The organism is Methylobacterium sp. AC690 (assembly GCF_979256535.1).
The window spans coordinates 115,301-128,355 of sequence record NZ_CEEDOX010000004.1 but is presented as its reverse complement, the minus strand read 5'-3'; the positions used below and the strand labels follow the sequence as shown (position 1 = coordinate 128,355).

Annotated in this window: 12 protein-coding genes; 3 read left to right on the top strand and 9 right to left on the bottom strand. The window is 67.9% G+C overall.

Annotated features, from left to right (window positions below; all coding sequences use genetic code 11):
- The first annotated feature begins 319 nt into the window (after nucleotides 1–319).
- Entirely contained in the window at nucleotides 320–1,339 is a 1,020-nt protein-coding gene (locus AC0IY1_RS06060; RefSeq protein WP_471768433.1) for a PAS domain-containing protein, read from the top strand.
- A gap of 274 nt (nucleotides 1,340–1,613) precedes the next feature.
- Here the strand turns inward: AC0IY1_RS06060 and AC0IY1_RS06055 are convergent, their stop codons facing one another.
- The 4 genes from AC0IY1_RS06055 to AC0IY1_RS06040 all read right to left on the bottom strand — a co-directional run bounded on the left by AC0IY1_RS06055 (nucleotide 1,614) and on the right by AC0IY1_RS06040 (nucleotide 5,209).
- Nucleotides 1,614–1,856: a hypothetical protein gene (locus AC0IY1_RS06055; protein WP_471768432.1), complete on the bottom strand. Its 243-nt coding sequence runs from the start codon at nucleotides 1,854–1,856 to the stop codon at nucleotides 1,614–1,616.
- Between the two features lie 256 nt (nucleotides 1,857–2,112).
- Nucleotides 2,113–2,682: a helix-turn-helix transcriptional regulator gene (locus AC0IY1_RS06050; RefSeq protein WP_244477308.1), complete on the bottom strand. Its 570-nt coding sequence runs from the start codon at nucleotides 2,680–2,682 to the stop codon at nucleotides 2,113–2,115.
- A 705-nt stretch (nucleotides 2,683–3,387) separates the two neighbouring features.
- Nucleotides 3,388–4,173: an alpha/beta fold hydrolase gene (locus AC0IY1_RS06045; RefSeq protein WP_471768430.1), complete on the bottom strand. Its 786-nt coding sequence runs from the start codon at nucleotides 4,171–4,173 to the stop codon at nucleotides 3,388–3,390.
- Nucleotides 4,174–4,456: 283 nt separating this feature from the next.
- Entirely contained in the window at nucleotides 4,457–5,209 is a 753-nt protein-coding gene (locus AC0IY1_RS06040) for an SDR family NAD(P)-dependent oxidoreductase (RefSeq protein ID WP_471768428.1), read from the bottom strand.
- Nucleotides 5,210–5,320: 111 nt separating this feature from the next.
- Here AC0IY1_RS06040 and AC0IY1_RS06035 point away from each other — a divergent pair, with 111 nt between their 5' ends.
- Nucleotides 5,321–6,214, top strand: a complete 894-nt coding sequence (locus AC0IY1_RS06035; RefSeq protein WP_471768426.1) for a LysR substrate-binding domain-containing protein — start codon at nucleotides 5,321–5,323, stop codon at nucleotides 6,212–6,214.
- A 269-nt stretch (nucleotides 6,215–6,483) separates the two neighbouring features.
- Here the strand turns inward: AC0IY1_RS06035 and AC0IY1_RS06030 are convergent, their stop codons facing one another.
- From AC0IY1_RS06030 to AC0IY1_RS06010, 5 genes are all read right to left on the bottom strand, one after another.
- Nucleotides 6,484–7,023 carry a gamma carbonic anhydrase family protein gene (locus AC0IY1_RS06030; protein ID WP_471768424.1) on the bottom strand — a complete coding sequence of 180 codons (540 nt, stop codon included), beginning with the start codon at nucleotides 7,021–7,023 and terminating at the stop codon, nucleotides 6,484–6,486.
- A 13-nt stretch (nucleotides 7,024–7,036) separates the two neighbouring features.
- Nucleotides 7,037–7,822, bottom strand: coding sequence for an enoyl-CoA hydratase (locus AC0IY1_RS06025; protein WP_055952530.1), 786 nt, complete (start codon nucleotides 7,820–7,822; stop codon nucleotides 7,037–7,039).
- Nucleotides 7,819–9,066, bottom strand: coding sequence for a CaiB/BaiF CoA transferase family protein (locus AC0IY1_RS06020; protein WP_055952532.1), 1,248 nt, complete (start codon nucleotides 9,064–9,066; stop codon nucleotides 7,819–7,821). Before AC0IY1_RS06020 ends, AC0IY1_RS06025 begins: the two co-directional genes overlap by 4 nt.
- Nucleotides 9,067–9,217: 151 nt before the next feature.
- On the bottom strand, nucleotides 9,218–10,540 hold the full coding sequence (locus tag AC0IY1_RS06015; RefSeq protein ID WP_245436021.1) for an MFS transporter: 1,323 nt from the start codon (nucleotides 10,538–10,540) through the stop codon (nucleotides 9,218–9,220).
- 292 nt (nucleotides 10,541–10,832) lie between these two features.
- A complete protein-coding gene (locus tag AC0IY1_RS06010; RefSeq protein WP_103709132.1) occupies nucleotides 10,833–12,008 on the bottom strand; it encodes a pyridoxal-phosphate-dependent aminotransferase family protein in 1,176 nt (391 codons plus the stop codon).
- 249 nt (nucleotides 12,009–12,257) lie between these two features.
- Here AC0IY1_RS06010 and AC0IY1_RS06005 point away from each other — a divergent pair, with 249 nt between their 5' ends.
- On the top strand, nucleotides 12,258–12,986 hold the full coding sequence (locus tag AC0IY1_RS06005; RefSeq protein ID WP_055953740.1) for a GntR family transcriptional regulator: 729 nt from the start codon (nucleotides 12,258–12,260) through the stop codon (nucleotides 12,984–12,986).
- Nucleotides 12,987–13,055 lie beyond the last annotated feature (69 nt).

Here is a 13,055-nt window from a genome sequence, read left to right as displayed (position 1 = left end):
GGACGAAGGTTCCTGGAGCCGGGCCAGCCCACGGGCGCGCCCGGACAGCGCGTTCGGGCACCGGTGCCAGGCGCCGAGGACGGCGCGACCGTCACGCCACCCAGACGCGCCTCCGATCGCGTCCGCGGCAGCAATGCGACCGGCCTTCGGCAGGCCGGAGCGTACACGAAGAGGTTTTTCTCGCACTACAACTACAATTCCAGGTTGGTCTGTACTCACTTTTATTTGATTTCGCGCAGGGTTTCCGTCGCTCTGCTCAAGTGCTGTAGGAGCAAAAATAACTTATGATATTTTCTCGACCAGGAGATCCGACCCGGCGATGGATGTCGACAGCCTGCAATTCTCGTCGCGGCATTTCCTGCATCTTCTCGAGAGCCGCGGCATCAGCGGCACGTGGGGATGGCGCTTCGCCACCGATCAGCATGTCTGGTCGCCCGGCTTGTTCCGCATCCTCGGGCTCGATCCCCAGACGACCCGGCCGAGCTACGACCTGTTGGTCGGGCTGGTGCATCCGGAGGATCGCGGCCGGATGGCGAGCGGCGCCGGCCTGATCCGGGACGTGTCGCAGGGGAAGCAGACGATTCGCGTGATCCGGCCGGACGGGTCGCACCGCGCCCTGTCGGTGCGCAGCGAGCTCGACCTTGCCCCCGACGGCCGACCCCTGGGAATTGCCGGAAGCGTCCTCGACGTGACCGAACGGGAAAGCCTGAGACGGGCCGTGGCGGCGGAGCGGCGCCGCCGGCGGGCGCTGTTCGACCGCACCCGGACCCTGACCTTCTCCAACGATCCGGACTACGCCTACACCTTCTCGGAGGAGGCCTACGAGTTGACCGGCCTCTCGCCGGACGAGACGGCCGATGACGCGTTCCTGGCGGTGGTGACCGAGGAGCGGGAGCACTGGCGCGCCGTGAGCCTCGCGGCGCATCAGGTCGGGCGTGTCTATACGATGAAGCCCGTCCTCTACATCGCCGGCCGGAAGCGGGAGCGCTTCGAGATCTTCACGGTGCCGATCACCGATGCAAGCGGCCAGGTCGTGGATTGGGGCAACCTCGCGCGGCCCCTCGGAACACGGGGAAGTCCGCCCCTCGGCATGCTGCTGAAGGGTCTCGAACAGGCGATCGGCGGACATCACCTGCGCGCCGCCCGCGCCCTGCTGGACTGGTCGATGTCCGATCTCGCCAGGGCCGCCGGCCTGTCCCTGTCGACCGTGAAGCGCATGGAGGAACACCCGGACGGCACGGCCCAGCGATCGCGGCACAAGGCCGTGGAGACGCTGCGGACCGTCGGAATTCAATTCTCCGTCCTGGACGGCGGCGTCATCGCCGTCGGACGTCGCTGAGGGCGACGGTTCCCGCACCGGTCCGGGCCGGCGTGAAACCCGGGGCCAAAACGATCCCGCGGCAGGACGACCCCGCGGCAAGACACGCTCACGAAACGGTCGCATGCCGCGGACGCGGTCCCATCGGGGACCGGCGCGCACCGATGGGGCGCCGGCCGTGATCGCATGGGTCGATCGGGTCGTCCGAGGCGCGGCGGAGACAGGACCGGATCCGAAGGCCCAGCCCCGAGCCCCCGGGAACAGGCCGCGTCCCGGTCGCGCCGGATCGCCGGACTCAGAGGCTGCCGTCGCCGTGATGACCGTCCTGGAGGCGGATGGCGATGTCGGTTCCGTCTCCGTCGAAATCCTGACGCGCGGCAGTGGGCTGGACCGGCACGGTCGGGATCGGCTTCGCTGCGTTCAGGGATGTGTACTTCGCGGAGAGACGCTGCTGTTTCGCGGCAGCCGTGGCCGGTGCGGCGGCCATCACCGTCAGGGACAGGCCGGCCAAGACGAGCACAGGAATGACATGTTTCATTGTTTCCTCCCGTCGATTCTACGACGCCACGAGGATCGTCCAAACCGAGACGCCGTCATCCCCTAAACTGACTACGATCCATCAATATTCGCGCCCCTCTGCGACGACATATGCTTGCTATGATTATTCTGGCCATGCTGGCATACAATATCTCACAGTGCGGGATTTGACGGACACTTAGGATGCTCATCGGCCAGCAGGCCATGATCATGAATTGCATTCGGCCGCGCCGTGCGCGCGTGAGCCGGATCGCCGATCAGGGCAGGCTGGAGAGCCGGGACACCAGCATCACCAGTTCGGCCTGCCGATGGGTGTGCGTCTTGGCGAAGATCGCCCGAAGCTGGGCCCGGACGGTGGCGACGCGGACACCCTGGAGGGCCGCCGCTTCCGCGAGGGTCGCGCCCTGCGCCATCAGGGTGGCGAGTTTCGCCTCGGTGCGGGTCAATCCGAAGACCTGTTCCAGGGCGCCGTGATTGAGGATCGGCGTTGCGTCGAGGTCGATCAGCAGGAGGACGGAGTGCGACCCGTCGACCTCATCGATCGGGAGCGGCACCGCATTCATGATCAGGGGGCGCTGGTCGGGGCGCTCCACCAGGATCCAGTTCTCGCTATCCAGCTGAAAGCGGGCCCGGCCCTGATTGAGCAATCGCTTGACGATCCCGCGCCCGAGGCCGTCCAGCACATCGACCTCAACCTCGGACCGGCTGAGACAGAACATGGCCTGGAAGATGCGGCGCGCGCTGTCGTTGAGGGCCAGCACATGCCCATGCGTCGAGAGCACGAGCCCGCCGTAACCCATTCGGTCGAAGACCCGCAAGAATGGCATCCCGACAAGCATGGTCGCGACATACCTCTCCCGATGCCAGCCCGGCGCAGCGACCGTGTCGGGTTACGTTAGGCAATATTCGCGTGTGGTCAATACGTCCACAGATCCACGGATACTGATCTATCCTGACAGTCCTACTGGATCGCAGGATTGAAGATGACCAGAACCCTGCGATCTCCGGACGTTTTCGCGAGGGGCCGGACCCCTGCACCAGCACACCTGGACGCTCGCGTACAGGACCTACCGGCAGGGGCAACCGCCGGAACGGTCCGGAGCGATGCCTGGCGAAGCCCGAGCGCCGGTTGGACGACGGATCACGGACCGGCCAACGCGGCCAGCGGGGTGTCTCGGCCGGTCCATAGCCCCGCGTGGTCGGAATCCGGCGCTTGGTACCGATTGGTGTGGGCCCGCTGCGGCTGGATGGCTGCCCGTCCGCTTGCGAGCATCGCAGGCCTTAAGCGTGTCCTCGACCCAACCCGGCCGCTCGGACGGCCGTTGCCCCAGCCCAAAAGACGTCGACCATCCGGCGACCCAGCGCGAGGTGGCAGAGGGACAATGGTTCGATGAACAGAACCGGAGCTTCGGCTGCAAGCGAGACACCGAGCCTGCCAAGGGCAGAACGATGCAGTCCGCTCAGAGCCAGGCTGAACTGCTCTTCGCCTTCCGCAATCTCGGCGACGATGCCTTGCTCAGCGGCGCCTCATGTCACCAGCCCCTCACATAGGCCTGGGCAAAGTCACGGATCATGGCGTTGATCTGATCGGGAACGAGAAGTGTTGAGAAGTGACCTGACCCGATCGTCTGCCCGACCTTGATCTGAGGCTGGACTTCGCGCAAACGGCCGACGTTCGCGCTCGAAGTGTCTGCGCCAATATAGACGATTGGCACTGTGCAGCGCGCGGCAACCGGCTCCGCATCGTAGTTCAGAATGTGTTCGTCAAAAGCTTGTGTGAGAACACGCTGTTGTGTCCTGCGAAGCGAGCGAAAGAACGCATCTCGAATACTTGGATCTTCTCCCGGTATGTACAAACCTGCAAGGCTCACTTCGATGGCCTTGAGGTAGTCCTCCCCCTTCAGCTGTTCGCTGAATATCTCCATCGCATCTCGGAATGGCGTTGGCAGGCAGACATAGCTGTCGACCATGACAACGGCCGCCGCGATGTCCGGGTGACTTGCTCCAAATTCGAGCGCGATTGTCCCACCCATGCTATGTCCAACGACAATCGGCTTTTCAATGTCGAGCTTAAGGCAAACCCACGCGAGGTCGTTGGCGAAGTTACTGACGGTGTAGTCTTCGGTTGGAGCATCGCTTTCTCCATGACCACGAAGATCAACCGCGATGGCCCTCCGGGTCTGTCCGAAGAATTCCTGTTGGCGTTTCATGAATGAGCGGTTGCACCCCCATCCGTGTACCAGCAGAACAGGCGGGTTCGACCCACTTCCGACTTCGTCATAGACCATCTTCATGCCATTGATGCTGAGTTCCGACATCGTGATCTCCGCCTTTTGCTTAGAGCATGACGCTATGCATGCTGTCTTGCGTATCGATTATGAAGTTGAATGTTTCGGTTTCATGTGTAACGCTTGAGCTTCCGGAGCTTCGCTCAGCACACAGGCTGAGCCAGACTGGGCGTGCGGTCCCGCAATCCAAGCGCGACCGTTCCAGAAAACCGCCGATGCGGTTGGAGCTCGGATCAAGCCCTCTCAGGCGAGGGTGCCGCCCGCGTCGTCCGAAGCCGACGGCTCAAGGGGCTCGGGCTGTCGGCCGGTGTGATCAGATCTGGGTCAGTCCGCCGTCGACGAACAATTCCGCTCCGTTGATGAAGCTGGCATCGTCCGAGGCCAGGAACAGCACGGCCTTGGCGATCTCCTCGGGCCGGCCGATCCGGCCGGCCGGGATCTGCGTGGCGAGGAAATCCTTGATGCCCCGCGCCTGATCGCCGCCGCCGAACACATCGTTCAGCCCGTTCGTCTCGGTCGGCCCCGGGCTGACGACGTTCACCCTGATGCGACGATCCTTGAGGTCGAGGATCCAGCTACGCGCCAGGTTGCGCACTGCGGCCTTGCTCGCGCTGTAGACGCTGAACGCGGGGGTTCCCGACGAGCCGGCGTTGGAACCGTTGAGAACGATCGACGCGCCGTCCTTCAGCAAAGGGAGCGCCTTCTGCACGGTGAAGATCGTGCCCTTCACGTTGGTGTCGAACGTCCGCTGGTAATGCGCCTCGGTGATGGCCCCGAGCGGACGCATGTCGCCGCCACCGGCATTCGCAAACAGGACGTCGATCTGAGCGTGCCGCTGCCGGACGGCTTCGTAGACCCGGTCGATGTCGGCGAGGTCGGACATGTCGGCGCGCAGACCCGTGACCTGGCCGCCGATCTCCGTCACTGCGGCGTCGAGCACATCCTGGCGCCGCCCGGTGACGAACACCGAGGCGCCCTCCCGCGCGAACGCCTTGGCGGCGGCGAGGCCGATGCCGCTGGTGCCGCCTGTCACCACCACCACTTTGTCTTGAAACCTACCGGTCATCGTCGTTCTCCCGATTCCAGCGGCGTGTGAGCCGTTGCCAAGAGAGATGGCCGCAGAACGATGATGCGGATAGGTCGCAAATCTGGCACGTAGCGTTCCAATCGAGGAACGATGATGCGCTCAGACCTCAACGACTACGTCACCTTCGCCGAGGTCGTCGCCCATGGCGGCTTCACCGCCGCAGGTCGGGTGCTTCACGAGCCGAAATCGAAGCTGAGCCGCCGCGTCTCGGCGCTGGAGGCGCGGCTCGGGGTGCGGCTGATCGAGCGCTCAAGCCGACGTTTCCGCGTGACCGAGATCGGGCAGACCTTTTACGAGCGCTGCCGGGCCATGATGCTGGAAGCGGAGCGGGCGGAAGCGCTCGTTGCGGAAGCGCAGGCCGAGCCGCACGGGCGCATCCGGATGAGTTGTCCGCCGAATCTGGTGAAGGTGGTGTCAGCCATCGTGCGCGGCTTTCTCGACCGCTTCCCGAAGGTCCAGCTCCAACTCGTCGTCTCGAACCGCGCCGTCGACCTGATCGGTGAGCGGATCGACGTCGCGCTCCGCGTTCGCCACGAGTTGACGAGCGATGCGTCCCTCACGATGCGGTCGCTCGGACGTTCCCGTTGGATCCTCGTCGCCAGTCCGCAGGTTGCGAGCGGCCTCGGTGCCGATCTTGCCGACCTCGCCACCGTTCCGACCATGAGTACGAGCGACGAGGCGGGCGAAACCACCTGGAGGCTTGAACGCGAGGACGGGACGACGCAGGTGCTGCGCCATGAGCCGCGGCTGACCTGCGCGGACTACACCGTTCTCTGCGATGCCGCGGCAAACGGACTGGGCGTCGCCTTCCTGCCTGATCACGCATGCGCGGCGTACATGAACGCGGGCAAGCTCGTCCGCGTGTTCCGGGACTGGCGGAGCAAGGACGGCATCGTCCATATCGTGTTCACGACCCGCCGCGGTCTGCCACCCGCCGTCCGCGCGCTGATCGACCACCTGGCGAGAGAGTTTCCCGACCTGTGACGGCGCGAGACCGGGGGTGATGCTCGGCGCCGCGGGCGTATCGGAACGCAGACGGTCGAGGAAGGAGCGCTCCCGGGAAGCGTCGATGCCGGTCTGAGCAAGCGCCCAGGGTCGCGCGCGGACGATCCCGAGCGTCGGATTTTGGCCCCGTGATCGCCCAGGGTGGCGAGGACCGGGCGGGGCAGGGCCCTCGTGGGTTTCGCGAGGGCCTGCCACCCGCGAACCGTGGGTGACGACGACCAGGCCCCCCGTGCCGGCGCCGGTCTCGGTCAGGCGTCTTCGGGGAGCGCGTGCAGATCCTGGCGGAAGCGGCGGCCGTTGGCGACGTAATTCCCGGCGGTCTGCGTCAGGCGCTCCGCACTCTCCGGGTCGAGGGTACGGACGGCCCGGGCGGGCGCACCGACGATGAGGCTGTTGTCGGGAAACGCCTTGCCCTCGGTGACGAGCGCATTGGCCCCGATCAGGCAGTTGCGGCCGATGCGGGCGCCGTTGAGGATGGTGGCGCCCATGCCGACGAGGCTGCCGGCCCCGATGGTGCAGCCATGCACGATGGCCCGATGCCCGACGGTGACATCGTCTCCCAGGTGCAGGGGGAAGCCGGGATCGGCATGCAGCACGGCCCCGTCCTGGATGTTGGTCCGGTCCCCGATCCGGATCTCGTCGTTGTCGCCGCGCAGGACGGCGCCGAACCAGATCGAGACATCCCGGCCGAGATGGACGCGCCCGACCACGTGGGCACCCGGGGCGATCCAGGTGCTGTCCGGGTCCGCGAGCTGCGGGTGGTGCGGGCCGAGGGCGTAGAGGGTCATGCGGCGTCCTCGCTCAGGTGCCGGTCCAGGCCGCGGGGCGCTTGGCCAGGAAGGCCTCGACGCCTTCCGCGAAGTCCCGGCTGCCATAGCATTCCGCGATGAGGTCCGTCGCCTCGGCCTGCGGGTCCAGTTCCAGCCGGCGCAGCATCGCGCGGGTGACCCGCATGGTCACGGGGGCATGGCCGAGGAGGCGCTCGCAGATTGCCGCCACCTCGGCGTCGAGCCGATCGGCCTCGGCCACGGCGGCGAGGTAGCCGAGCGGCGCCAGGGTCTCGGCGGTCGGCATCTCGGCGAGCAGCATCATGCGGGTGACGAGGCCCTGGCCCAGCGTCGCGGTCAGGCGGCGCAGGTTGGCCGGCGAGAGGCAATTGCCCAGGGTCCGGGCGATCGGCACCCCGAAGCGGGCTCCGGCCTGCGCCACCCGGATGTCGCAGGCATTGGCGATGGCGAGGCCGCCGCCCACCGCCCAGCCCTCGATCACCGCCACGGTCGGCACGCGGCAGCGCTCCAGCCCGGCGACGTAGCCCTCGATGCGGGCCTCGTAGGCGACGCCGTCCGCGCCCGTGAAGCCGACGAACTGCTCGATATCCGTTCCGGCCACGAAGGCCTTGCCGCCGGCGCCCCGCAGGACGGCGACGCGCACGGAGGGGTCGGCCTCGATCCGCGCCAGGCTCTCCGCCAGCGCCTCGTACATCGCGAAGGTGAGGGCGTTGCGGGCGGCCGGCCGGTCGAAGGTCAGGTGCGCGACGCCGCCCTCGACCCGGTAGCGGACGGCGCCCGTATCCTGGGTCTCGCTCATGCGGCGAAGGCCCCCTCCGCGCGCAGGCGCTCGATCGCCGCCTCGGACAGGCCGAGCTCCGCCAGGATCTCGTCGGCATGCTCGCCGAGCAGCGGCGCGTGGCGGCGGACCTGGGCGGGGGTGCCCGAGAGCTTCACCGGGAAGCCGATGTTGGGCACGCTGCCCTCGATGGGATGGGGCACCTCGATGCGCATCGCCCGGTGCCGGCCGTGCTCGCTCTCGAAGGCTTCCGGATAGGTGTTCATGCGCCCGGCCGGGATGCCGGCGGCCAGCAGATCGGTCACCCAGTCCTCCGCGTTCTTGGCGGCGAAGCTCGTCTCCAGCTCGGCGATCAGGGCCTCGCGGTGGGCGAGGCGCCCGGCGATGTCCTGGAAGCGCGCGTCCGCCAGCAGGTCCTCCCGCCCGAGCACGTCGCAGAGCAGGCGCCAGAGCTTCTGGTTCGTCGCGCCCATGACGAAGTAGCCGTCCGCCGCCTGAACCGCCTGATAGGGCGCGCTCATGCGGTTGGCGGTCCCGAGCGGCTCGGGGATCCGGCCGGTACCCCAGTACTCACTCGTATCCCAGATCGAGAAGGCCAGCGCCGAATCGAACAGCGAGGCGTCGATGTACTGGCCCTCGCCGCTGGCCTGCCGGCCGATATAGGCGCTGAGGATTCCGTAGACCGCGAACAGCGCGCAGCCGATGTCGGCCACCGGCACGCCGGCCTTCACGGGCGGACCGCCCGGATGGCCGGTGACGCTCATGACGCCCGACATGGCCTGGGCCATGAGGTCGTAGCCCGGGCGCTTGGCCCAGGGGCCGGTCTGCCCGAAGCCCGAGATGCTGGCGTAGATCAGGCCGCGGTTGCGCGCCCGCATCGCCTCGTAGCCGAGGCCGAGCCGGGCCATCACGCCGGGGCGGTAGTTCTCGACCACGATGTCGGCGGTCTCGGCCATGTCGAGGAGGAGATCGCGCCCGGCCGGGCTCTTCAGGTTGAGGGCGAGGCTGCGCTTGTTCCGGTTCATGTTGAGGAAGCCCATGCTGTCGGGCCCCTTCATCTTGAACCCCATGGCGCCCCGGGTCTGGTCGCCGGTGCCGGGCGGCTCGATCTTGATCACGTCCGCCCCGAGATCGGCGAGCAGCATGCTGCAGACCGGCCCCGCCATCACCTGCGTCACGTCGAGGACGCGCAGGCCCGCGAGGGGCAGGGGGCCGGTCGGGGGGCGGGACCGGGGGTCGGTCGTGTCCTGCACGGCTTCGTCCATCGTGCGCGGTTCCCTGTGTCTTGCGCTACGCAGCTCTCCTCCCCCTCGCGGGGAGGCATGGAAGGTGGGGGCGGCTCCGCCGGCCTCGGTACCGCGAGGGAGGCTCACCCCCCGGACCCCTCCCCGCACGGGGGAGGGGGGGGTAAACGCCTCACTCGGCCGGAACGGCCCGCCCCAGCGGCACCGCGGGCTCCTCCACGAAGGGGCGCTCGGGGTGCATGGTGAAGGCGAGGCCGGCGCCCAGCAGGCAGAGGCCGATCGAGCCGACGAAGGGCAGGGTCCAACTCCCCGTCATGTCGACGATCATCCCGAAGACGATCGGCGAGATGATCGCCGCCACCGCCGAGCCGGTGTTCATCAGCCCGGCCGCCGTGCCCGAGTAGGTCGGCGCGATGTCCATCGGCACCGACCAGATCGGCCCGATGACGAGCTCCGCGAAGAAGAAGCCCGAGCTCAGCAGCAGCGCCACCAGGGTCAGGTCCTTGGTGAAGAACACGCCCGTCAGGCTCGCGGCCGCCCCGAGGAAGCCGACCACGATCACGCTGAGCCGGGCGAGCTTGAGGTTGCCGGTCTTCTTGAGGATGCGGTCGCTGAAGACGCCGCCCAGGGTGTCGCCGACGACGCCGGCGAAGAACACGCCGGAGGCGAACAGCGCCGAGTTCTTCAGGTCGAGGCCGTAATTGAGCTTGAAGAAGCTCGGCAGCCAGCCGAGGAACAGCCACAGCGTCCAGCCGTAGCAGAAGTACGTCAGGGTCACGGGCAGGATCCGCATCGTCAGGCGGCTCCAGGGGATGTTCTGCTTGGCGCCGACCTTGCGCGGCTCGGGCAGCACCGCGAGTTCCTCCGGCGTGATGGCGGGGTGGTCCTTGGGGTCATCGCGGAAATACAGGTACCAGACCACCACCCAGGCGAAGCTCGCGACCCCCAGGACGACGAAGCCGATGCGCCAGCCGACGTGGTAGATCAGGACGGCGACGATGGGCGGCGCCACCGCGTTGCCGAGTCGCGCGAAGGCGTGCGTGATGCCTTGCGCGAAGCCGCGCTTGCCCGGCGCCGTCCAGTTCTGCATGGCGCGGGTGGCGGTGGGGAAGGTTGCGCCCTCGCCGAAGCCGAGCAGGACGCGGGCGAGGAACAGGCTGACCAAGCCGCCGACGAGACCGGTCAGGATCGTGGCCGAGGCCCAGATTAGGCCGCAGACCAGGAGCGTGCGCCGGGCGCCGAACTTGTCGCCCACCGAGCCGCCGATGACCTGGAAGATGGCGTAGGGGTAGGCGAAGGCGGACAGGATCAGGCCGAACTGGGTGTTCGACATGCCGAGATCCTTCATGATCTCGCCGCCCGCCGTGGCGATGTTCACCCGGTCGAGATAGGTGACGAAGTACATCAGGCAGAGCAGGAACAGGACCATGTTCGACGCGGAGACGCGTCGTTTGGCAGGGCCTGACGCGGAGACGCGTCCACTTGCTGGCGTCATCGGGGTTTCCTCCAGTTGAACGCGACACCCCGCCCGGTCTGATCGCCGGGCTTCTTTGCGGGGGCACGCAGGATCGGTGTGATCGGCTGACGTGACGGGCTTTGGTTTCTTCGAGGTCTTCGTCGTCCTAGGCCCTCCGTCAGCCCGGGGCCGCGCAGCGGAGCCCGGGATTCGGGACCATCGGTCTCATCGCGTCCGGCACCGTCGGCGGATCGGGATCCGGGGCGCGCCGGCGGCGTCCCGGAACGACGGCGTGTCGGACCCGATCCGTCGGGTCCGCCGGAGGGATCGCTCAGTCGTCGAGGCCGGAGCGCAGGGTCTCCATGGCCGCCAGGACGCCGCCGGCCTTGTGCGGCACGCGGCCCGCCTTGAGGCCCATCTCGACGCCGGAGAGCGCGGCCATCAGCATGAGGTCGTTGGTCTCGCCGAGATGGCCGATGCGGAAGACCTTGCCGGCGACCTTCGCGAGGCCGGTGCCGAGGGAAAGGTCGTACTTCTCGAGGATGAGGGTGCGCAGGGCGTCGGCGTCATGGCCCTCCGGCATCACCACGGCGGTGAGCACGGGTGAGTACTCGGACGGCTCCTGGCACAGGACCTCCAGGCCCCAGGCCTCCACGGCGGCGCGGGTGGCCGCGGCGAGGCGTTGGTGACGGGCGAAGACCTGGGGCAGGCCCTCCTCCATCAGGATGGCGATGGCCTCGCGCAGGCCGTAGAGCAGGTTGGTCGCCGGCGTGTAAGGGAAGTAGCCCGCCGCGTTCGGCTTCAGCATCTCCTGCCAGTCCCAGTAGGAACGCGGCAGGGTCGCGGTCTTGGTGGCGGCGAGCGCCTTGTCCGAGAGGGCGACGAGGCCGAGGCCCGGCGGCAGCATCAGGCCCTTCTGCGAGCAGCTCACCGAGACGTCGACGCCCCAGGCGTCGTGGGCATACTCGGCCGAGCCGAGGCCCGAGATGGTGTCGACCAGGAACAGGGCCGGGTGGTTGGCCCGGTCGATGGCCTTGCGGATCTCGGCGATGCGGCTGGTGACGCCGGTGGAGGTCTCGTTATGGACCACCATCACGGCCTTGATCGCCTTCGCGCGGTCCTCGGCCAGGATGGCCTCGACCTTGGCCGGATCGACGCCCCGGCGCCAATCGCCGGGGACGAACTCGACCTCGATCCCCCAGCGGGCCGCCATCTGGCGCCACAGGGTGGCGAAGTGGCCGGTCTCGAACATCAGGACCCGGTCGCCGGCCGAGAGCGTGTTGACGATGGCGGCTTCCCAGGCCCCGGTGCCCGAGCCGGGATACAGGATCACCGGCGCGCGGGTCTGGAACACGGCCTGCGCGCCTTCCAGCACCGCCCGTCCGAGCTTGGCGAAATCCGGACCGCGATGGTCGATCACCGGCATGTCCATGGCGCGCAGCACGCGCTCGGGCACCGGGCTCGGGCCCGGGATGTGCAGGAAGTGGCGTCCGGTCCGTGTCGTCATCGGGGGCCTCGCAGGCGTTTCAGGTGTGCCAGGCGAAGCTGGCGGGCGGGTGCGCCAGGCGACGCTGGCAGGTCGCGGGACAAGGGCAGCGCCACGGCCTACGGTGGCGAACGGCGCTGGATTGTCGTCGATACGATCCGCATCCGGTTCAGTCGACCAAAAATTTGCATTCATTTTTGGAAGACACAAGCATTATTTTGCGCTCGATCACCCTCGACCGCGGCCGCGGCGGCTGATAATTCTGGAATGATGATGCTCGATTCCGTCCCGGATTCCGCGGTCGAACCGGAGGCCGCGTCCCTGCCCCGGATCGCCGGCACGGGGGCCGCCTCGCTCCACGGGACCCTGCTGGCGCAGCTGCGCGACTACGTCGTGGAAGGCAACCTCGCCCCCGGTGCCCGGGTGCCGGAACGCCTCCTCTGCGAACGCTTCGGCATCTCGCGCACGCCCCTGCGGGAAGCCCTCAAGGTGCTGGCCTCCGAGGGGCTGATCGACCTGCTGCCGAACCGGGGCGCCTGGGTCCGCCAGCTCGGGCCCGACGAGATGGTGGCGCTGTTCGACGTCATGGGCGGTCTCGAAGCCCTGGCCGGGCGCCTCGCCTGCGAGAAGATCACCGAGGCGGGCTTCTCCGAGATCGAGCGCCTGCACCACGCGATGTACGCGGCCTACCTCCGCCGCGACCTGCACGGCTACTTCACCGGCAATCAGGCGATCCATGACCGCATCGTCGAGGCCGCCGACAATGAGCCCCTGCGGACGACCTACGCCAATTTCGCCGGGCGCCTGCGCCGGGTGCGGTACGCCGCCAATCTCGACAAGGACCGCGACCGCTGGGGCGAGGCCATGCGGGAGCACGAGGAGATCCTCGACGCCCTGCGGCGCCGGGCCGGCTCGGAACTCAGCGACATCCTGTTCCGTCACCTGCGCAACAAGCGCCGGGCGGCCGCCGTGCGGGAGACCGCGGCGGCCGGCGCCTGATGGCCGCGATGGGGTCCGCTCCGAATCGTCCCAAAGCGAAACTGGGCCACGCGAACCTGGGCCACCCGA

Bases quoted from the DNA above. Each gene is read 5' to 3' on its own strand.
- AC0IY1_RS06060 (WP_471768433.1), top strand. From the start codon at position 320: ATGGATGTCGACAGCCTGCAATTCTCGTCGCGGCATTTCCTGCATCTT.
- AC0IY1_RS06055 (WP_471768432.1), bottom strand. From the start codon at position 1,856: ATGAAACATGTCATTCCTGTGCTCGTCTTGGCCGGCCTGTCCCTGACG.
- AC0IY1_RS06050 (WP_244477308.1), bottom strand. From the start codon at position 2,682: ATGCCATTCTTGCGGGTCTTCGACCGAATGGGTTACGGCGGGCTCGTG.
- AC0IY1_RS06045 (WP_471768430.1), bottom strand. From the start codon at position 4,173: ATGTCGGAACTCAGCATCAATGGCATGAAGATGGTCTATGACGAAGTC.
- AC0IY1_RS06040 (WP_471768428.1), bottom strand. From the start codon at position 5,209: ATGACCGGTAGGTTTCAAGACAAAGTGGTGGTGGTGACAGGCGGCACC.
- AC0IY1_RS06035 (WP_471768426.1), top strand. From the start codon at position 5,321: ATGATGCGCTCAGACCTCAACGACTACGTCACCTTCGCCGAGGTCGTC.
- AC0IY1_RS06030 (WP_471768424.1), bottom strand. From the start codon at position 7,023: ATGACCCTCTACGCCCTCGGCCCGCACCACCCGCAGCTCGCGGACCCG.
- AC0IY1_RS06025 (WP_055952530.1), bottom strand. From the start codon at position 7,822: ATGAGCGAGACCCAGGATACGGGCGCCGTCCGCTACCGGGTCGAGGGC.
- AC0IY1_RS06020 (WP_055952532.1), bottom strand. From the start codon at position 9,066: ATGGACGAAGCCGTGCAGGACACGACCGACCCCCGGTCCCGCCCCCCG.
- AC0IY1_RS06015 (WP_245436021.1), bottom strand. From the start codon at position 10,540: ATGACGCCAGCAAGTGGACGCGTCTCCGCGTCAGGCCCTGCCAAACGA.
- AC0IY1_RS06010 (WP_103709132.1), bottom strand. From the start codon at position 12,008: ATGACGACACGGACCGGACGCCACTTCCTGCACATCCCGGGCCCGAGC.
- AC0IY1_RS06005 (WP_055953740.1), top strand. From the start codon at position 12,258: ATGATGCTCGATTCCGTCCCGGATTCCGCGGTCGAACCGGAGGCCGCG.